The organism is Pseudomonas sp. A-B-19, assembly GCF_019947515.1.
In the GTDB taxonomy this organism is placed as follows: Bacteria; Pseudomonadota; Gammaproteobacteria; order Pseudomonadales; family Pseudomonadaceae; genus Aquipseudomonas.
Window position 1 is genome coordinate 1 of sequence record NZ_JAGYGN010000008.1, and the last position, 19,324, is coordinate 19,324.

The following is a 19,324-nucleotide window of genomic DNA, read 5'->3' on the forward strand; positions in this document are numbered from 1 at the left end:
CCAGCACCATGCTGGCAGCTTTGAGCTTGAACTCACTGGAATAAGATTTACGCATATCCAAACACCTCAGATTTGGGCGCCATCATAGCGCCCGATTGAAGTGTCCAAAATCATTAGGCCAGTTCAGCTTGCTCGCGATAGCGGTGTGTCTGACACCTAAAATATCGACTGACACTCCGTCATCGCGAGCAAGCTCGCTCCCACAAGGGTCGCGGTGTTCCGACCGGCGTTTGATTACAGCTTTGGCATCAAGCTGTTGGTCGGCTGTCCGGATCACCTCGTTAACCTGAACTCTGTCAGGCCAGTCACCGGCTACAAGAGTCACGCCCAGGCAAAAACCCGCCGAGGCGCTTGCGACAAAACAATGCTCTAGAGTGCGTGCCTTGGCCTAACCTCATTGGCTAAGTGACTAACAACCCGTCGAGCTCGCCGATGTGCAATGTCTTGAAGTCAATGATCTGCGTCGTCTTCGCGCTCCTGGCGGCCAGCCCGGGCTGGCTGTTGGCGGCGCCCATGGCCGACACCCTTGCCCCCGCTCCCGCAGCCCCGATCATCAGCATCGCCGACAGCGAATTGCTGGGGGTGCAGAATGAGCTCAACAGCCTCAAGCAGCAGGTTTCCCAGGCCAGCAATTACACCCAGCTGGAAAGCTCACAGGACCAGGTGCAAGTACTGATTCAGGAGATTGAGCGCCTGTCCACATCGCTGCTGCCCGGACAGGCCCAGTTGCAGGCGCAACTCAACGTGTTGGGGCCGGTGCCGCTCGAAGAAAACGCATTGGTGACGTCTGCCATTACCACCCAACGAGACGCCCTCGGCGAGCAAAAAAACAAGCTCGATAGCCAGCTCAAAACCCTGGCCGCCCTGAAAATAAGTGCCGCCGAACTGATCACCCAGATTGGCAGTATCCGGCGCAGCCTGATCGAGGCGGAAGTGACCCAGCAAACCAGCAGTATCCTGAACCCGGGATTCTGGTCGCCATTGTTCGCTCTTCCGATCGAGGACCGCCAGCGTTTCAGCGCCCTCATCGAGCAACTCGAGGCCACGCACCGGGCCGCCTGGCAACCCGGAAAACGCGGCATCACCGCCGCCCTGCTGATCCTGGCCCTGGCCATCTGGACCGTGGGGCGAAAGCTCGCCGGCCGGGCTCTGGCATGGTTGTGCCTCCATCGAATGCCTGAAGGCCGGTTGCGGCGCAGCTCCCTTGCACTGGCATCGGTAGTGGCGACGCTGCTGACCGCCTACATCGCCCTGCAACTGCTGCATGTTGCCGGGACCCGCCAACTGCCCTACACCCCACTGCTGGCCGATCTGGCGCAGTATCTGGAAAAGCTGGCCTATACCTGCGTGCTGATCACCGGGTTGAGTCGCGCATTGCTATCGACCAAACATCCTTCTTGGCGCCTGCCCGATATCGCCGATCCGGTGGCGCTGGCGATGGAACCCTATCCAAGGTTGCTGGCAAGCCTGCTGCTGGTGCTGGTGACCCTGGTGCAGATGAGCAATGTCACCGGCATGAGTGCCGAAGTGGTGCTGTTCGGTCGCGGCATCGTAGCGTTGGTCGCGGCACTGGTGATCGGCGCGTTGTTATTGCGCGTCAGCAAGACGCGCCGGGACCTGATAGTGGCCGGAGAGACTCCCGAAGGCGTCACCACCTTCGCCGGCCTGATTTATACGTTTACCGGCTTTGCCGTGGTGGTGTCCCTGTTCGCCCTGATGATCGGCTACGTGACGATGGCCCGGTTCATCACCTATGAATTGGTCTGGATATTCATCATCTTCGCCGGTTTCTACCTGCTCACACAGGTTTACCAGGACACCTGCGACTACGTTTTTTCGCCCCGGCAACCCGCCGGCAAGGCCATCAAACAGCTGCTGGGCATCGGCAACCCGCGCCTGGAGCAGATCTGTACCGTGTTTTGCGGCGCAGGCCGCGCCATCCTGATACTGATCGGCGTCATCGCGTTGTTTGTTGGCGGCGTGGGGACGACGCTAGGCCAACTGGTCACCGGCACTGTGGCCATACTCGGCGGTGAAGGGCTGCGCAAGCTGAACATCGTCCCGGACAATCTGATGCATGCCCTCCTGACACTGATGATCGGTGTCTACCTGATACGCACGCTGCGCCGCTGGCTGGATACCGAGTTCCTGCCGAAAACCGAGATGGACCCGGGCATGTGCGCCTCATTGAGCACCCTGTTCGCCAACATCGGCTACGTGTCCGTCGTTCTGCTCACACTGGCGTCGCTGGGGATCAAGTGGACCAACCTGGCCTGGATCGTCAGTGCCCTGTCAGTGGGTATCGGCTTCGGGCTTCAGGAGATCGTGAAGAACTTCATCTCCGGCCTGATCCTGCTGACCGAGCGCCCGGTGAAAGTCGGTGACCTGATCAGCATCAGCGGCGTGGAAGGCGACATTCGCCGAATCAACGTGCGGGCCACGGAAATTCAACTGGCCGACCGCTCGATCATGATTGTGCCCAACTCCCACCTGATTTCGCAGAACCTGCGCAACGTCACCCTCGGCGGCAGCGCCCAGGGCGTGGTGATGCTCGAACTGATGTTCCCGTTGGACATCGACCCTGAACAAGTGCAAAACCTGCTGCACGACACCTTCACCGAACACGAATCCATTCTCGATAAACCGGTGCCATTCTTGCGTTTCAGTCAGCTGAAACCTGAAGGCATCACCTTGACCATCACCGGCTATGTCGGCAGCCCACGCACCGTCGGCGCGATCAAAAGCGAGCTGCTGCTCGAGATTCTCAAGCGGCTGGGTGCCGCGGGGATTGAACTGGCGAAATTGCCGGTCGTGTGATGCTCAACCGCACGTGACAGCGGGATCGACACGTCGAAGGTCTGTCCTTCGATCTTGGTCGCCCAGGCAAACCTTCAACGTCGACCGCCCGGACGATAGACTCGTTGACGGCAAATAAGTAACGTAACCGGCGCTGCTTTCGAACCTGGAAAAATCGAAAAGGGAGTTTGCATCGTGACCGAAGAGACAAAAACCAAAGGACCGGCTTCGTACTTCCCGTCAATCGAAAAAAAGTACGGTCAGCCGATCACCCATTGGCTGGATCTGCTTAAAACCGTCGGCGACAAGAAACACATGGAGATGGTGGCCTGGCTCAAAACCGAACACGGCATGGGCCATGGCCACGCCAACGCGTTGGTTGCCTATCATTTGGCAGCCACCAAAAGCGCCTGACCAGGCGCAGTCGGTGGTGCCGGGTAAAAACCGGCTCCACCGTTAACCTTCTGTTGCCCTATCCTTTCATCCCAGCCATCACGCCGGACATCGACCATGTCAGCCCCCGAATCCACCCTCCTCGACAGCTGGCACCACAACGCCCGGGCCTGGATCGACGCCATCCGTACAGGCTCCATCGAAAGCCGCCTCAAGGTCACCGACCAGGCCATCCTGCTGGCTGTGCTCGGCCGCCAGCCCGAGCGTGTGCTCGATCTGGGTTGCGGCGAAGGCTGGTTGTTGCGCGCGCTGGCTGATCGGGCCATTGACGCGGTGGGTGTGGATGGCGACGTGACGCTGGTGGAGGCGGCGCGAGCGGCGGGGTCGTCGACGGTGCATGTGGCGAGTTATGAGGCGTTGGCCGAAGCGACAGTCGACATTGGCCGGGACTACAATCTGATCTGCGCCAACTTCGCCCTGCTGCATCAGGACATCATCCCCCTGCTCGCCGCCATGAACGCCCTGCTCGCCCCGGGTGGCGCGCTGGTGATCCAGACGTTGCATCCGTGGGCGGCTGCGGCGGGCGACTATCAGGATGGCTGGCGGGAAGAGACCTTCGCCGGCTTCAAGGGGCAGTGGCAACCCATGCCGTGGTATTTCCGAACCCTGTCCAGTTGGTTTAATGCACTGGACATGGCCGGGTTTACGCTGATCGGCTTGCAGGAACCGCAGCACCCGCAAAGCCCTGTGCCGCAGTCGTTGCTGTTGGTGGCCGAACCGCGGCGGTGATTGATGCAAATCCGTTGGAAGCTTACTCACGATAGCGGTCTGGCAGTCACTTCATCGGCGACTGTCATGCCGTCATCGCGAGCAAGCTCGCTCCCACAGGTTCAGCGGCTGTACGCAATATCTGCGAACCACCCCAATCACTGTAGGAGCGGGCTTGCCCGCGAAGAGGCCGGCACAGTCGACATCGATGTCGCCTGACACTCCGTCATCGCGAGCAAGCTCGCTCCCACAGGTTTAGTGGCTGTACGCAAAATCTGCGAACCACCCCAATCACTGTAGGAGCGGGCCCGCGAAGAGGCCGGCACAGTCGACATCGATGTCGCCTGACACTCCGTCATCGCGGGCAAGCTCGCTCCCACAGGTTCAGTGGCTGTACGCAAAATCTGCGAACCACCCCAATCACTGTAGGAGCGGGCTTGCCCGCGAAGAGGCCGGCACAGTCGACATCGATGTCGCCTGACACCCCGTCATCGCGAGCAAGCTCGCTCCCACAGGTTCAGTGGCTGTACGCAAAATCTGCGAACCACCCCAATCTGCCCGCGAAGAGGCCGGCACATTCGACATCGATGTCGCCTGACACCCCGCCTTCGCGGGCAAGCCCGCTCCAGGGTTCAGTGGTGCACCCGATACAGCGTCAGGCCCATTCTTTACGCAGCTGGCGCGCCGCGTTGACCATGTGCACCAGCGCCGCTTCGGTTTCCGGCCAGCCGCGGGTTTTCAGGCCGCAGTCCGGGTTGACCCACAGGCGGTCGGCGGGAATGCGCTTGGCAGCCTTGCGCAGCAGGTTGGCCATTTCCGCGGAGTCCGGCACCCGTGGCGAGTGGATGTCATACACGCCCGGGCCGATTTCGTTCGGGTAAGCGAAGGCTTCGAACGCCTCCAGCAGCTCCATGTCCGAGCGTGAGGTTTCGATGGTGATCACGTCGGCATCCATCGCCGCGATGGACTCGATCACATCGTTGAATTCGCTGTAGCACATATGGGTATGGATCTGGGTTTCGTCGCGCACGCCGCCGGCGCACAGGCGGAACACTTCCGTCGCCCAGTCCAGGTAGTGCTGCCACTGCGCCCGGCGCAACGGCAAACCTTCGCGGAATGCGGCTTCGTCGATCTGCACGATCTTGATCCCGGCGGCTTCCAGGTCGACCACTTCGTCGCGAATCGCCAGGGCCAGTTGACGGGCCTGCACTTCGCGGCTCACGTCTTCGCGGGGGAACGACCACATCAGCATGGTCACGGGACCTGTCAGCATGCCCTTCATGACTTTGTCGGTAAGGCCCTGAGCGTAGCGGATCCACTCCACGGTCATGGCGTTCGGACGGCTCAGGTCGCCGACGATCACCGCCGGTTTCACGCAGCGCGAACCGTAGCTCTGGACCCAGCCGAAACGGGTGAACACGTAGCCGTCGAGTAGCTCGGCAAAGTACTCGACCATGTCGTTACGCTCGGCTTCACCGTGCACCAGCACGTCCAGACCCAGGTGCTCCTGCACTTGCACGGCGTGACGGATCTCGCTGTGCATCGCTTCGGTGTATTCGGCTTCGGTCAGCTTGCCTTGCTTGAACGACTGGCGAGCCAGACGGATCGACGGGGTTTGCGGGAACGAACCGATGGTGGTGGTCGGGAACAGTGGCAGGTTCAGGCCGGCGCGTTGTTTGGCGATACGCTGGGCAAACGGCGAACGACGCTGGCTGTCCTGGGCGGTGATCGCGGCAACCCGCGCCTGCACGGCCGGTTTGTGAATGCGCGGCGACGCAGCACGGCTGGCCTGCACGGCGCGGCTTCGATTCAGCGCTTCAAGCACCTTCGGCGCCTCCGGCTGGTTGACCGCCTGAGCCAGCACCGCGACTTCTTCACACTTCTGCACGGCAAACGCCAGCCAGCTTTGCAGTTCGGCATCGAGCTTGTCTTCACGCCCCAGGTCAACCGGGCTGTGCAGCAGCGAGCAGGATGGCGCAACCCACAGGCGATCGCCCAGACGCTCGTGGGCATACTGCAAGGTGGCCAGGGCATTTTCCAGGTCGCAGCGCCAGACGTTACGGCCGTTGACCACACCCAGCGACAACACTTTGTAGGCCGGCAGGCGGTCGAGGATGGTCGGGAACTGCTCAGGTGCGCGCACCAGGTCGATGTGCAGACCGTCCACCGGCAGGTTGGCGGCCAGGCCCAGGTTCTCTTCCAGACCGCCGAAGTACGTGGCGACCAGCTTCTTCAATGGATCGCGCTGAATCAGGTTGTAGGCGCGCTCAAAGGCGTTTTTCCATTCCTGCGGCAAATCGAGGACCAGGATCGGCTCGTCGATTTGTACCCATTCAACGCCTTGTGCCGCCAGGCGCTGGAAGATTTGACCGTACAGTGGCAGCAGGCGATCGAGCAGTTCGAGCTTGTCGAACTCGGCGCCCTTGGCCTTGCCCAGCCACAGGTAAGTCAGCGGACCGATGATCACCGGCTTGACGTTGTGCCCCAGTGCGTGGGCTTCTTCGACTTCTTCGAACAACTGATCCCAACCGAGCTGGAACTGCTGATCGGCGCTGAATTCAGGCACCAGGTAGTGATAGTTGGTGTCGAACCACTTGGTCATTTCCTGGGCGTGCGCGCCGCCGCAGCAACTGTCGCTCACACCGCGAGCCATGCCGAACAGGGTTTGCAGGCTGGCCTTGCCATCGTGCGGGCGGAAGCGCTCGGGGATCACACCGAACATCAACGAGTGGGTCAGAACCTGGTCGTACCAGGCGAAGTCGCCGACCGGCAACAGCTCGATCCCGGCTTTCTTCTGCAAGTCCCAGTGGGTCTTGCGCAGGTCACGGCCCACGGCGCGCAGGCCGGCTTCGTCGAGCTCACCTTTCCAGAAGGCCTCTTGAGCCTTTTTCAGTTCACGGTCGCGACCAATGCGCGGAAATCCAAGGGAATGGGCCACAGCCATGTCAAATAACTCCAATGCGTTCAATGGAGCCATTGTCGACAGTGCCAACGAGTGAGACAAACTCATTTTAATCGCGATGATCACAAGTTATTCTCATGTTCAACGACGCTGCACAGCCTGCACTGGATGGACACATGGTTCAGCATGCTCGCCCCAACCTTCAACCTGCATCTGAAACCACTGGCGTGACCGAACCGTGGCGTGTGCGTAAGCCGGGCGTCGATGGCATCATCACCCGCTACGAATATTTCGATGATCGCCACCCCCTCTGATCGGCCAAGGAATAGTCCCGATGCGTATCAAGACACAATCGGCCCGTGCCACGGCGTTCTACCCGAACACCCCAGCGCAGACCGCCGGGATCAACCCATGACGGCCATTTTCCGGCCGCGTCCGACGTTGATCTTTTTGCTGCTGTTACTGGTGCTGGTGTTCTGGCTGTCCCTGGCCCTCGGACCGGTCAGCCTGCCGCTGGGCGATACCCTGCTGGCCGGGATGCGTCTGCTGGGGTTGCCGTTTGACGGTGGCGACACGCAGCAGGCGGAGCTGATCCTCGGGCAGATTCGCCTGCCGCGCAGCCTGCTCGGCATCGCCGTGGGTTCGGTACTGGCGTTGTCCGGTGTGGCGATGCAGGGGTTGTTCCGCAACCCCTTGGCAGACCCAGGTCTGGTCGGTGTTTCTGGTGGCGCGGCACTCGGTGCCGCCCTCGCCATCGTCGGCGGCAGCCTGCTCGGTGGCATGCCAGCGGCCATCGAACCTTATCTGCTGTCGGTCAGCGCCTTCGCCGGTGGTTCGATTGTCACGGCAGTGGTGTATCGCTTCGGCCGCCGCGACGGGCAAACCGACGTTGCCACCCTGCTCTTGGCAGGTGTGGCGATGACGGCCATGGCCGGTGCCGGCGTGGGGCTGTTCACCTACCTGGCCGATGACGCGACCTTGCGCACCCTGACCTTCTGGAACCTGGGCAGCCTCAATGGTGCCAGCTACTCGCGCTTGTGGCCGTTGCTGATCGTTACCCTGGGCGTGGCGTTGTGGTTGCCACGGCGGGCGGCGGCGCTCAATGCCATGCTGCTGGGTGAGTCGGAGGCCCGTCACCTGGGCTTCGACATCGAACGGATCAAGCTTGAGCTGGTGTTGTGCACGGCACTCGGCGTCGGCGCGGCCGTCGCGGCGGCCGGCCTGATCGGTTTTATCGGCCTGGTGGTACCGCATCTGATGCGTCTGCTGGTGGGTCCGGATCACCGGGTGTTGCTGCCCGCGTCGTTGCTGGCCGGTGCCAGCCTGCTGTTGCTGGCCGACCTGGCGGCGCGCCTGTTATTGGCGCCGGCCGAATTGCCCATCGGCATCGTGACTGCACTGATTGGCGCTCCGTTCTTTCTATATCTGTTGGTGCGAGGGCGTTCCTGATGCTGCGGGCAAACAACTTGCTGGTACGTCGTGGCAAGCGCACGGTACTGGCGAACATCGATATCGAGTTGCGCCCCGGTGAAGTGCTCGGCGTGCTGGGACCCAATGGCGCCGGCAAAAGTACCCTGCTCGCTGCCTTGTGTGGCGAATTGGCGAGCAGCGAAGGCACGGTCAGCCTTGACGAGCGTCCACTCGCCGACTGGCCGGGCCAGGAGCGAGCCAAACGCCTGGCGGTGCTGCCGCAGAGTTCGAGCCTGAACTTTGCGTTCTCGGTCAATCAAGTCGTCGGCATGGGTCGCTTGCCTCACGCCAGCGGGCGCGTGCGCGACGCCGAAATCGTCGCCGAAGCGCTTAAAGCGGCCGATGCCCTGCATCTGGCTGGACGCAGTTACCTGGCCCTGTCCGGCGGTGAACGCCAGCGCGTGCATCTGGCGCGGGTGCTCGCTCAACTGTGGCCGGGTGCGGCAGGGCAAATCCTGCTGCTTGATGAACCGACGTCGATGCTCGATCCGCTGCACCAGCACACCATTTTGCAAGCCGTGCGTGACTTCGCCGAGCGCGGGGCCGCCGTGCTGGTGATCCTGCATGACCTCAACCTGGCCGCACGCTACTGCGATCAACTGCTGTTGTTGCAACAGGGCCTGCCCCATGCCTGCGGTCCACCGGCAGAGGTGTTGACCGCCGAAGCGCTGGCGGCGGTGTATGGTCTGGAAGTGCTGATTCAGCAACACCCGGAACGCGGCCACCCGTTGATCATCGCGCGCTGATACCGCCACCTCCTCTGTCATCGAGGGGGCACCTGTGAAAAAAGGAAAACCGATGCGCTTTGTGTTGCTCTGTGCATTCAGCCTGTTGGCTGCCTGCCAAACCCATCAGGCCACACCACTGCCGGCGCCGATCGCCCCGCAAGGTCGTGATCACTCTGACGTCGGGGTCATCCGTGAACTCGCCACGGGCCGTACGCTGACCCCGCAAGAACTGGTCGAACGCCTGGCCGCAGCCCCGCGCGTTCTGGTCGGTGAACAGCACGACAACCCGGACCACCACGCCCTGCAATTGTGGCTGCTGCGCGAACTGGCGGCACAACGGGCCCAGGGCAGCCTGCTGATGGAAATGCTCAATGCCGATCAACAGGCCAGGGTCGATGCCGCCCAAGCCGCGACCCGCGCCGGCCAGCCACCGGCCGATGCGTTCACGGCGCTGGCCTGGCAGGCCAATTGGGACTGGAGCGTTTATGGCGCACTGGTCACCTACGCGCTAAGGCAACCGTATCCACTGCTGGCGGCGAATCTGGACCGCGCGCAGATCATGCAGATCTACAAACAGCGCCCGGTACTCACGGGGGCAGCCTCCACCACCCAACAGGTGCAGGCGACCTTGCTCCAAGACATTCGCGAATCCCATTGCGGCCTGCTGCCCGAAGCACAGATGCCGGCGATGCTCGCGGTGCAGCAACAGCGTGACCGGCACATGGCGCAGCGCCTGATGGCCGCGCCTCTTCCTGCGTTGCTGCTGGCCGGAGCCTTCCACGTGCGCAAGGATCTGGGGGTGCCACTGCACCTCAAGGACCTGGGTGCCGGTGAAGGCAATGCGGTGCTGATCCTGGCCGAAGCGGGCAAGACCGTGACTGCCGGGAGTGCGGATTACGTGTGGTACACCGCCGCGCAACCGGAAGAGGATCACTGCGCGCAACTGCGTCGCTGAACCTGTGGCGAGGGAGCTTGCTCCCGCTGGACTGCGCAGCAGGCCCCTGCTCTCAAGAGGTAAGGGGGGGTCGCTTCGCAACCCAGCGGGAGCAAGCTCCCTCGCCACAAGAGCGCTCTCGCCCTCGGTCGGCCTCGCTCCGGCGCGACACTATGTCACGCCTGTGCACCGGTCCAATGGTCGTATCCGCCCCTCCGGCACCGACACAGTTTGTTAACATCCCCACGATTTTTTCGTCTGTACAGTCATCACGCTGTCATTTCAGCCTGTTCAACAGGATGCTTTTTTTCATGAGTACTGTGTATACCCGCCGAACGGTCCTGCAAGGCATGGGCCTGTTGAGCCTGGGCCTGCTCGCCGGTTGCGACGACAGCAGCAAGCTGTCGTTCAAGTACGGCAAAGACCTCAGCGACAAGATCATGGGGCGTAACTTCAAGCTCAAGAACGCTGAAGGCGAAACCCGGATGCTGGGCAGCTATCGCGGGCTGATGCCAATGGTGTTCTTCGGTTTCACCCAGTGCCCGGCTGTGTGCCCCACCACGCTGGCCCGTGCGGCACAGGCCAAGAAACTGATGGGGCGCGATGGCGAAAGGCTGCAGGTGGTCTTCATCACCCTGGACCCTGAGCGCGACACGCCAGAGATGATCGATAAATACGTCAAAGCCTTCGACCCGAGCTTCGAGGCGCTGTACGGCACCCTGGAAGAAACCGCCGCCACCGCCAAGGAATTCGGCGTGTTCTTTGAAAAGGTCCCGAGCGGCGATACCTATACCCTCTCCCATACCGCGACCAGCTATGTCTTCGACTCCCGGGGCACTCTGCGCCTGGGACTGTCCACGTCCCTGACGGCCCAAGAGTGCGCAGAAGACCTGCTCACCGTGATGGAGGTTTGCTGAAATGAATGCCCCGCAGGCTAAAAACCGTTTCGCACAACGCTGCAGGAAAATGGCATTGGGATTGTCTCTGGTTGGCCTGGCTTTTCACGTGTCGGCACAAACCGAGGTCAAAGATGCCTGGGTCCGCGCCACCGTAGCCGGTCAGCCGTCGAGTGGTGCCTTCATGACCGTCACCGCGAGCAGCGACAGCAAACTTCTGAGCGTGCAAACGCCGGTTGCCGGGCTTGTGCAGATCCATGAAATGAGCATGAAAGACGATGTGATGAAAATGCAGCAAGTGCAGCCTGTCGCATTGCCGGCCGGTAAAGCGGTGAGCTTCGATCCCCACGGCTACCACATCATGCTCATGAACCTGACGGGCCAGATCAAGGAAGGCGACAAGGTGCCGCTGACCCTGATCGTGGAAGACGCCAAAGGCGAGAAAACGTCGGTTCAGGTCGAAGCCGTTGCCAAGGCGATCGGCACCATGGATCACAGCTCGATGATGCATGATCACAGCAAGATGAATTGATTGCTCCGTCAGTTAGAACACAGAACCTGTGGGAGCCAGCCTGCTGGCGGTGGCGGTGAACCAGCCAACGAGGATGTTGAAGCTGATGGCCTCATCGCGGGCAAGTTCACTCCCACAGGGTCCCGCGTTGCTACACGACCGTTGTATCAGCGCGCGGCCCAGGCATTGAAGCGCTGTTCAAGCTCCTCGCCATGGTCGACCCAGAACTCCGCATCCACGGCCCGGGCGCCGGCCAGGTTGGCCTCGGCGGTCGGCAGTTGCTCCTGCACGTCCTTGGGCAGCAATGGCAGGGTCTGGCGATGCACCGGTCCGTAGGGGATGGTTTCCGAGAAGACTTTTTGCGTCTGCGGCTGGCTGGCAAACGCGATGAAGTTTTCCGCCAGCGCCTTGTTCGGCGTGCCTTTGACCACCGCCCAGTATTCCGGGTCGTACAGGCTCTGCGGCCAGACGATGCTCAGTTTCATGCCTTCCTTTTGCGCCGAGGCGATCCGGCCGTTGTAGGCCGCGCTCATCACCACGTCGCCGGCCACCAGCCATTGCGCCGGCTGTGCGCCCGCCTCCCACCACTGGATATTCGGCTTGATCTGATCGAGCTTGGCGAAGGCGCGGGTCACGCCTTGCGGGGTGTTCAAGACCTTGTACACGTCGTCCGCCTTGACGCCGTCGGCTAGCAGCGCGATTTCCAGGGTGTACTTGGCACTCTTGCGCAGGCCGCGCTTGCCCGGGAAGTCGGCGACATTCCAGAAGTCCGCCCAGGATTGCGGTGCCTTGGCTTGCTTGCTCTGGTCATAGGCCATGACCATCGACCAGACATAAGTGGCCACCCCGCACTCGGTCAGTGCACCCGGCACGAAGTTCGCCGAATCACCGAAGCGCCCTGCATCGAGCTTCTCGAACAGGCCCTCCTCGCAGCCACGCAACAGCTCGGGGCTTTCGACTTCGACCACGTCCCAACTGGTGTGACCGGCCGAGACCATGGCCTTGATCTTCGACAGCTCGCCGTTGTACTCACCGGCGATGATGTTGCCCGCGCCGCTGGCGTTGAAGGGCTGGAAATAGGCCTTATCCTGGGCCTGTTTGGTAGCACCACCGAAGGAAATCACGGTGAGGTCCTGGGGGGCCGCCCACACACTGGCACTCAATACCGCCAGGGCAAACGGAACACTGCAACGCAAGGATCTGGACATGGATCGCTTCCTCGGGCCTTGTCGACCCTTTGTTGTCATGGGTGTTCGGATTCACTCAAGTACGCCGCCAGGCGATCCATCAGGCGGTCGCAGGCTGCCATCTGTTCGACGCTGACAAATTCATCGGGCTTGTGTCCCTGGTCCATGCTGCCGGGACCGCAGACCACCGAAGCAATACCGGCCTGATCGAACAGCCCGCCTTCGGTGCCAAAGGCCACGGTGCTGAACTCATCGCTGCCGCACAGCCGGGCAATCAGCCGGGCTGCCGCGCTGTCGGTGGGTGTCGCAAGGCCCGGATAGGCCGAGATTTTTTCAAAGCGGATACCGGTATCGGTGTCCACGGCCTGCATGGCCGGCAGCAACGTCTGCTCGGCGTAGTCCTGCAGTTCATCGACGACCACTTGCGGAGCGAAGTCCGGCAAGGCGCGGATCTCGAAATCGAAACGGCAGTCCGCTGGCACGATGTTCAGCGCCGTACCGCCCTGGATCACCCCGACCTGGACGGTCGAGAACGCCGGATCGAAGCGTTTGTCGTGCAATGACGGCCGGGCCAGGGTGGCGCCGATGTCGCCCAGCCGACCGATCAGGCGCGCGGCCTGCTCGATGGCATTGACCCCATAAGGCGCGTACGCCGAATGGCAGGCGGCGCCGCGCACGTGACAGCGCATCGCCAGTTTGCCCTTGTGGCCGAGCACCGGCTTGAGCTCGGTCGGCTCGCCGATCAAACACAACGCCGGGGCCGGGATGCGTTGGGGCAGCACTTCCAGCAACCTGCGCACACCGAGGCAACCGACCTCTTCGTCATAAGAAAACGCCAAATGCACCGGGCGCTTTAAAGCGCTGGCCAGAAACATCGGCACCGCCGCCAGCACCGACGCCAGATAACCTTTCATGTCCGCCGTACCACGCCCATAAAGCTTGCCGCCCGCCTCGCTCAGGCAGAACGGCTCGACTGTCCAGGCCTGGCCGTCCACCGGCACCACGTCGGTGTGCCCGGACAGCACAATGCCGCCGGCCACACGCGGGCCGACCGTGGCCAATAGATTGGCCTTGGTGCGCTCGGCGTTGTAGATCAGTTCGCAATCCACGCCCAGTTCGTGCAGGTAGTCGCGCACGAACTCGATCAGCGCAAGGTTCGAATCGCGGCTGACCGTGGCGAACCCGATCAATCGCGCGAGCAGGGCGCGGCTGCGCAACTCACTCATCGCCGGGCACTCCATACGCGGGGGCCAGAGTCGGATTGAGGGCGCGGGTCAGGTAGTCCTGCAATTGCGGCTCGTAGGCAATCCACAGCTTGCCCAGCTCGCCGATCGGGTTTTCATCGGCCCAATCTACCCGCAGGTCGACAATCGGCCAGGTCAGGTCACCGACCACCGACAACGCCGCCGAGTGCACCGCGCCAGCTTCGCCCCCCGCATCCTGCCCGGCTTGCAAAGCCTTCATCAGCCGGGTGGCGAGGCAGCCTTCGCTGTTTTCGAATGCCGCGACCATCGCCTCGATCACCCCACTGTTGGCCAGCAGGTTGCCGGCCGCCACACATTGCTCACCGGCCACCGCGTTATTGATGCCCAGGGCGTGGTTGCCGCTGAACACCGCCGTGCGCCCGTGGGCATCGACCACCGCCACCTGGCGGTATTGGCTGTAGCCATTGCGGGTCAATGAGTGGTCGAGCGCCTGGGGTGGCGCCGAGCCGCCCGCCAGTTCATCGAGTATCTGCGGGCCAAGGGCCGGCAGCGTGATGTTCTGGCTCGACACCGCGCCGACCCCGGCCCGCAGCCACGGGCAGCGCGCACCGACGGCAATGCTTGAAGAGCTGATGGCAATGCCCAACTGACCGGTCTCGGCGCAGCGACCCACGATGGAAAAAGTCATGGTGAATTCCTTATTCAGGGATGACAGCGATCACATCGATTTCCATCAGCCACTGCGGCTGGCCGAGGGCGCTGACCACCAGGCCAGTGGAAATCGGGAACACGCCCTTGAGCCATTTGCCGACTTCCTGGTACACCGGTTCGCGGTAGCGCGGGTCGATCAGGTAGGTGGTGGTCTTGACGATATGGCTCAGGTCGCTGCCCGCCTCTTCCAGCAATTGCTTGACGTTGCGCATGGCCTGCTCGGCCTGGGCACGCGGATCACCGAGGCCTACCAGTTGACCGTTGAAATCGGTGCCGACCTGACCGCGCACATACACGGTGTTGCCGGCGCGCACGGCCTGGCACAAATCGTTGTCCAGCGTCTGGTTCGGGTAGGTGTCCTTGGTGTTGAACATGCGGATGCGGGTATGAGTAGGCATTAACGAACTCCCATGAGGCTGGCTTTCTGAACAGGTGCACGGGCGGCGTCGGTTTGACGCTGGGTCGCATCCCGATAGTTGAGATAGGTGTGCTGTTTAACGATGTGATCGGCGATGTGCTTGGCGTCGTGCCAAACGCCCCAGATGAACGCGGAGCCGCGACGGGACTGCCACGGCAAACCGACGAAATACACCCCTGGCTCGGCCGACACACCGCGCTGGTGCCGGGGTTTGCCGTTTTCCTTGAAGGCATCGACCTTCAGCCAGCTGTAGTCGGTGGAGTAACCGGTAGCCCAGATGATCGTGGTCACGCCGGCCTTGAGCAGGTCCAGCTCAAGGATTGGATGGGTCACGCAATCCGGATCGGCCAGCATGGCCCGGGCTTCGGGCTCCAGCGGCAGGTCCAGGCCATTGCGTTCGATATAGGCGTCGGCCTTGTCGAGCAGCGCCAGGTAATTTTCATCACCGCGCCGGATGTTGTCGGCCAGGTTGTCTTCGAAACTCACCACAGCGCCGTTGAACGATTGGGTCAGGCCGACCAGCGTCATGCCCTGATGTGCCAGCCGGCGGAAGTCCACGGTGTGGCCACCACGGGCACCGCTCACGGCGATGGTCACGTGCTCCTTGCCCGGCTGCATGGCTTCGGCATCCCACTCGCCGAGCACTCCCAGCCACCAGCAGAAATCTCGGTTGCGATAGGCACGTGGCGGACGGTCGTGGGCGCCGACCGACAGGTAGACCTGTTTGCCGCAGCGTTGCAGCTCATCGGCGATCTGCACCCCCGAAGAACCTGCGCCCACCACCAGCACCGCGCCTTCGGCCAGTTGCTGCGGATTGAAGTATTGGGCGGAGTGAATCTGGCTGATGCCGGCGATTTGCGGAGCAATCGGCGGTATGGCCGGGCGCTGGAACGGGCCGGTGGCGACCACTACGTGGCGGGCCTCGATCACGCCATCAGAGGTTTCAACAGTGAAGCCCGGACGGTCGGCATTGCGTTCGACTTGCTTGACTTCAACGCCGGTGCGGATCGGCGCATTGAACTTCTTGGCATAGGCTTCGAAGTACTCGGCCACCTGCTCTTTTCCGGCGAAGGCATCCGGGTCCAGACCGTCGAATTCCATACCCGGAAAACGGTCGTGCCAGGCCGGACCGTTGGCCACCAGCGAATCCCAGCGGCCGGTGCGCCAGGCTTCGGCGATACGATTGCGCTCCAGCACGAGGTGAGGCACACCGAGCTTGCTCAGGTGTTCACTCATGGCCACGCCGGCCTGGCCGGCGCCAACTACAAGCGTATCAATTTCGGTCTTGTCAACTGTCATGGCTGTGCACTTCTGAAAGGTGGTTTGATTCAGGTCGGTCATGGCTGCCGCCTCGATACTGATCACTGTTGTTCTTCTGCTGCGGCTATCGGTGTCAGGGTGTTGGCCGCATTCTGTTCGGAGCCGGGAAATAGCGAAATTATGTTTTTTGTGGTCGCTGGCGAGGAAAAAGCGTCGAGGCGACCGGTTGGCTGTGCAAGGTTGCGGCCGACCCGATCCCGGCCTATGGTCCAAGCGATGCATTGCCCGCGACCGGCGCAAAGACCCGGCGCGGATTGCTGTCCATCCAGTGCGGATTTACGCAAGGAGTGATGACATGCCCGACAATTCCCGTCCTGCCGTGCTCGAACTGATTGGCAATACCCCCCTGGTGCGCGTCAGCCGTTTCGATACCGGCCCGTGCACGCTGTTTCTCAAGCTCGAATCCCAGAACCCCGGCGGTTCGATCAAGGACCGCATCGGTCTGGCGATGATCGATGTCGCCGAACGCGATGGTCGCTTGCGCCCCGGCGGCACCATCGTCGAAGCCACCGCCGGCAACACCGGGCTGGGCCTGGCCCTGGTCGGCCGCGCCAAGGGTTACCGGGTGGTGCTGGTGGTGCCAGACAAGATGTCCACCGAGAAGGTCCTGCACCTCAAGGCCATGGGCGCCGAGGTGCACATCACCCGTTCCGATGTCGGCAAGGGCCATCCCGAGTACTACCAGGACGTCGCCGCGCGGCTGGCCGCGGACATTCCCGATGCGTTCTTCGCCGACCAGTTCAACAACCCCGCCAACCCGCTGGCCCACGAATGCAGCACCGCGCCGGAGATCTGGGCGCAGACCCAGCACGATGTGGACGCCATCGTGGTCGGGGTCGGCTCGGCCGGCACCCTCACCGGCCTGACCCGTTTCTTCAAACGCGTGCAGCCGGACCTGGAAATGGTCCTGGCCGACCCGGTCGGCTCGGTGATGGCCGAATACAGCCGCAATGGCACCCTCCCCACCCCTGGTTCCTGGGCGGTGGAAGGCATCGGCGAAGACTTCATTCCCTCGATTGCCGACCTGTCCAGCGTGCGCCACGCCTACTCGATCAGCGACGAAGAAAGCTTTGACCACGCCCGCCAGTTGCTGCGCGTCGAAGGCATTCTCGGCGGCTCGTCGACCGGCACCTTGCTGGCCGCCGCCCTGCGTTACTGCCGCGAACAGACCCAGCCGAAACGGGTGGTCAGCTTCGTCTGCGATACCGGTACGCGTTATTTGTCGAAGGTCTACAACGACCAGTGGATGAACGATCAGGGTCTGTTGCAACGCAAGCACTACGGCAACCTGCGCGACCTGATCGCGCGGCGCTTCGAGGATGGCCGGGTGATCAGCGTCGGCCCGGATGACACGCTACTGACGGCGTTTCAACGCATGCGCCTGGCGGATGTCTCGCAACTGCCGGTGCTGGTGAACGGCAAACAACTGGTCGGCGTGATCGACGAGTCCGACATCCTGCTGGGCGTGCATGAAGACGTTGCGCACTTTCGCAAGGCCGTATCCAGCGCCATGACCGACAAACTGCAAACCCTGTCCCCCGATGCCTCTCTGGCGGAACTGGAGGCAGAGCTTGGCCGGGGGCTGGTGGCGATCATTCAGGATGCCTCGGGGTTTCACGGCCTGATTACCCGAACCGACATGCTCAACCATTTGCGGAGATCCCTGCCATGAGTCAACAGGACAAAAACGCCCCGCCACAGGGCTTCGCCACCCGGGTGATCCACGCCGGGCAAGCGCCGGACCCTTCGACCGGGGCGTTGATGCCGCCGATCTATGCCAACTCCACCTATCTGCAAACGAGCCCCGGGGTGCACAAGGGCCTGGACTACGGGCGCTCGCACAACCCGACGCGCTGGGCGCTGGAGCGCTGCGTGGCCGACCTCGAAGGCGGCACCCGGGCGTTTGCCTTCGCCTCGGGGCTGGCGACCATTTCCACGGTGCTGGAGCTGCTCGACGCCGGCTCGCACATCGTCTCGGGTAACGATCTGTACGGCGGCACCTTCCGCCTGTTCGACAAGGTGCGCCAGCGCAGCGCCGGGCACCGCTTCAGCTTCGTCGACCTGACCGACCTGGCGGCCTTCGAGGCGTCCCTGCAAGACGACACCCGGATGGTCATGGTCGAGACCCCAAGCAATCCGCTGCTGCGCCTCACGGACCTGGCCGCCATCGCCCGCACCTGCCGCGCGCGCGGCATCATCTGCGTGGCCGACAACACCTTCGCCAGCCCGTGGATCCAGCGCCCGCTGGAACTGGGTTTCGACATCGTGCTGCACTCGACCACCAAATACCTCAACGGCCACTCCGACGTGATCGGCGGCATCGCCGTGGTCGGGCAGAACGCCGAACTGGCCGAGCGCCTGGGCTTCCTGCAAAACGCCGTCGGCGCCATCGCCGGCCCGTTCGACGCCTTCCTCACCCTGCGCGGGGTGAAGACCCTGGCGCTGCGCATGGAGCGCCATTGCAGCAACGCCCTGGAGCTGGCGCAGTGGCTGGAGCGCCAACCGCAAGTCGCACGGGTCTACTACCCCGGCCTGCCGTCGCACCCGCAACACGAACTGGCCCAACGGCAAATGCGCGGTTTCGGCGGGATGATTGCCCTGGACCTCAACAGTGACCTGGCCGGCGCCAAACGCTTCCTCGAGAGCGTACAGATCTTCGCCCTGGCCGAGAGCCTCGGCGGCGTGGAAAGCCTGATCGAACACCCGGCGATCATGACCCACGCCACCATTCCACCGGCTACCCGCGCAGAGCTGGGGATCGGCGACGGGTTGGTGCGGTTGTCCGTCGGCGTAGAGGACGTCGAAGACTTACGGGCCGATCTGGCGCAGGCGCTGGCGCGGATGTAAGCACCCTCTGTAGGAGCGAGCTTGCTCGCGATAGCGGTGGATCAGTCAATACTGACGCTGACTGATACGCCGTCATCGCGAGCAAGCTCGCTCCCACACTTGAATGTCTATCGTACAAAAATTGGGGGCTCACCAGAGATCCCCTGTGGGAGCGCTTGCTCGTGATCGCGGTGGATCAGTCGATACTATGCTGGCTGACACTCCGCTTTCGCGAGCAAGCCCGCTCCCACACTTGAAT

The 19,324-nt window shown here is 62.6% G+C and carries 16 protein-coding genes and 1 pseudogene; 11 read left to right on the top strand and 6 right to left on the bottom strand.

Annotated elements, in window-relative coordinates:
• The first annotated feature begins 513 nt into the window (after positions 1–513).
• From KGA81_RS10955 to KGA81_RS10965, 3 genes are all read left to right on the top strand, one after another.
• Positions 514–2,817 carry a DUF3772 domain-containing protein gene (locus tag KGA81_RS10955; RefSeq protein ID WP_223545821.1) on the top strand — a complete coding sequence of 768 codons (2,304 nt, stop codon included), beginning with the start codon at positions 514–516 and terminating at the stop codon, positions 2,815–2,817.
• A 174-nt stretch (positions 2,818–2,991) separates the two neighbouring features.
• Complete coding sequence (locus KGA81_RS10960; RefSeq protein WP_223545822.1) at positions 2,992–3,210, top strand: DUF4287 domain-containing protein; 219 nt, start codon at positions 2,992–2,994, stop codon at positions 3,208–3,210.
• Between the two features lie 96 nt (positions 3,211–3,306).
• Positions 3,307–3,978 carry a class I SAM-dependent methyltransferase gene (locus tag KGA81_RS10965; protein ID WP_223545823.1) on the top strand — a complete coding sequence of 224 codons (672 nt, stop codon included), beginning with the start codon at positions 3,307–3,309 and terminating at the stop codon, positions 3,976–3,978.
• 634 nt (positions 3,979–4,612) lie between these two features.
• Here KGA81_RS10965 and metE read toward each other — a convergent pair.
• Complete coding sequence (gene metE / locus KGA81_RS10970) at positions 4,613–6,901, bottom strand: 5-methyltetrahydropteroyltriglutamate--homocysteine S-methyltransferase (protein ID WP_223545824.1); 2,289 nt, start codon at positions 6,899–6,901, stop codon at positions 4,613–4,615.
• 114 nt (positions 6,902–7,015) lie between these two features.
• Here metE and KGA81_RS10975 point away from each other — a divergent pair.
• The 6 genes and pseudogenes from KGA81_RS10975 to KGA81_RS11000 all read left to right on the top strand — a co-directional run.
• Positions 7,016–7,155, top strand: a pseudogene (locus tag KGA81_RS10975) (hemin-degrading factor); the annotation flags it as partial.
• A 169-nt stretch (positions 7,156–7,324) separates the two neighbouring features.
• Positions 7,325–8,308 carry a FecCD family ABC transporter permease gene (locus tag KGA81_RS10980; RefSeq protein ID WP_223546040.1) on the top strand — a complete coding sequence of 328 codons (984 nt, stop codon included), beginning with the start codon at positions 7,325–7,327 and terminating at the stop codon, positions 8,306–8,308.
• A complete protein-coding gene (locus KGA81_RS10985) occupies positions 8,308–9,075 on the top strand; it encodes a heme ABC transporter ATP-binding protein (protein WP_223545826.1) in 768 nt (255 codons plus the stop codon). The genes KGA81_RS10980 and KGA81_RS10985 overlap by 1 nt, the downstream gene beginning before the upstream one ends.
• Positions 9,076–9,127: 52 nt before the next feature.
• Positions 9,128–10,012: a ChaN family lipoprotein gene (locus KGA81_RS10990; protein ID WP_223545827.1), complete on the top strand. Its 885-nt coding sequence runs from the start codon at positions 9,128–9,130 to the stop codon at positions 10,010–10,012.
• Positions 10,013–10,302: 290 nt separating this feature from the next.
• The gene (locus KGA81_RS10995) at positions 10,303–10,908 is read left to right on the top strand and encodes an SCO family protein (RefSeq protein WP_223545828.1); all 606 of its coding nucleotides are present in this window, start codon (positions 10,303–10,305) and stop codon (positions 10,906–10,908) included.
• A 1-nt stretch (position 10,909) separates the two neighbouring features.
• A complete protein-coding gene (locus KGA81_RS11000) occupies positions 10,910–11,419 on the top strand; it encodes a copper chaperone PCu(A)C (protein WP_223545829.1) in 510 nt (169 codons plus the stop codon).
• Between the two features lie 146 nt (positions 11,420–11,565).
• Here the strand turns inward: KGA81_RS11000 and KGA81_RS11005 are convergent, their stop codons facing one another.
• From KGA81_RS11005 to KGA81_RS11025, 5 genes are read right to left on the bottom strand one after another with little or no spacing between them, the layout of a single operon-like run.
• Positions 11,566–12,606, bottom strand: coding sequence for an ABC transporter substrate-binding protein (locus tag KGA81_RS11005; RefSeq protein WP_223545830.1), 1,041 nt, complete (start codon positions 12,604–12,606; stop codon positions 11,566–11,568).
• 35 nt (positions 12,607–12,641) lie between these two features.
• Positions 12,642–13,811 carry an acetylornithine deacetylase gene (gene argE, locus KGA81_RS11010; RefSeq protein ID WP_223545831.1) on the bottom strand — a complete coding sequence of 390 codons (1,170 nt, stop codon included), beginning with the start codon at positions 13,809–13,811 and terminating at the stop codon, positions 12,642–12,644.
• Entirely contained in the window at positions 13,804–14,478 is a 675-nt protein-coding gene (locus KGA81_RS11015) for a DUF1028 domain-containing protein (RefSeq protein ID WP_223545832.1), read from the bottom strand. Before KGA81_RS11015 ends, argE begins: the two co-directional genes overlap by 8 nt.
• 10 nt (positions 14,479–14,488) lie before the next feature.
• On the bottom strand, positions 14,489–14,899 hold the full coding sequence (locus KGA81_RS11020) for a RidA family protein (RefSeq protein WP_003201555.1): 411 nt from the start codon (positions 14,897–14,899) through the stop codon (positions 14,489–14,491).
• Positions 14,899–16,260: a flavin-containing monooxygenase gene (locus tag KGA81_RS11025; RefSeq protein ID WP_223545833.1), complete on the bottom strand. Its 1,362-nt coding sequence runs from the start codon at positions 16,258–16,260 to the stop codon at positions 14,899–14,901. The genes KGA81_RS11020 and KGA81_RS11025 overlap by 1 nt, the downstream gene beginning before the upstream one ends.
• A 274-nt stretch (positions 16,261–16,534) precedes the next feature.
• On the opposite strand from KGA81_RS11025, the gene KGA81_RS11030 reads away from it, so the two are divergent.
• Together KGA81_RS11030 and KGA81_RS11035 are read left to right on the top strand one after the other, a co-directional pair.
• On the top strand, positions 16,535–17,911 hold the full coding sequence (locus KGA81_RS11030) for a pyridoxal-phosphate dependent enzyme (RefSeq protein ID WP_108216054.1): 1,377 nt from the start codon (positions 16,535–16,537) through the stop codon (positions 17,909–17,911).
• Positions 17,908–19,086 carry a trans-sulfuration enzyme family protein gene (locus KGA81_RS11035; protein ID WP_223545834.1) on the top strand — a complete coding sequence of 393 codons (1,179 nt, stop codon included), beginning with the start codon at positions 17,908–17,910 and terminating at the stop codon, positions 19,084–19,086. The genes KGA81_RS11030 and KGA81_RS11035 overlap by 4 nt, the downstream gene beginning before the upstream one ends.
• The last annotated feature ends 238 nt before the right edge of the window (positions 19,087–19,324 follow it).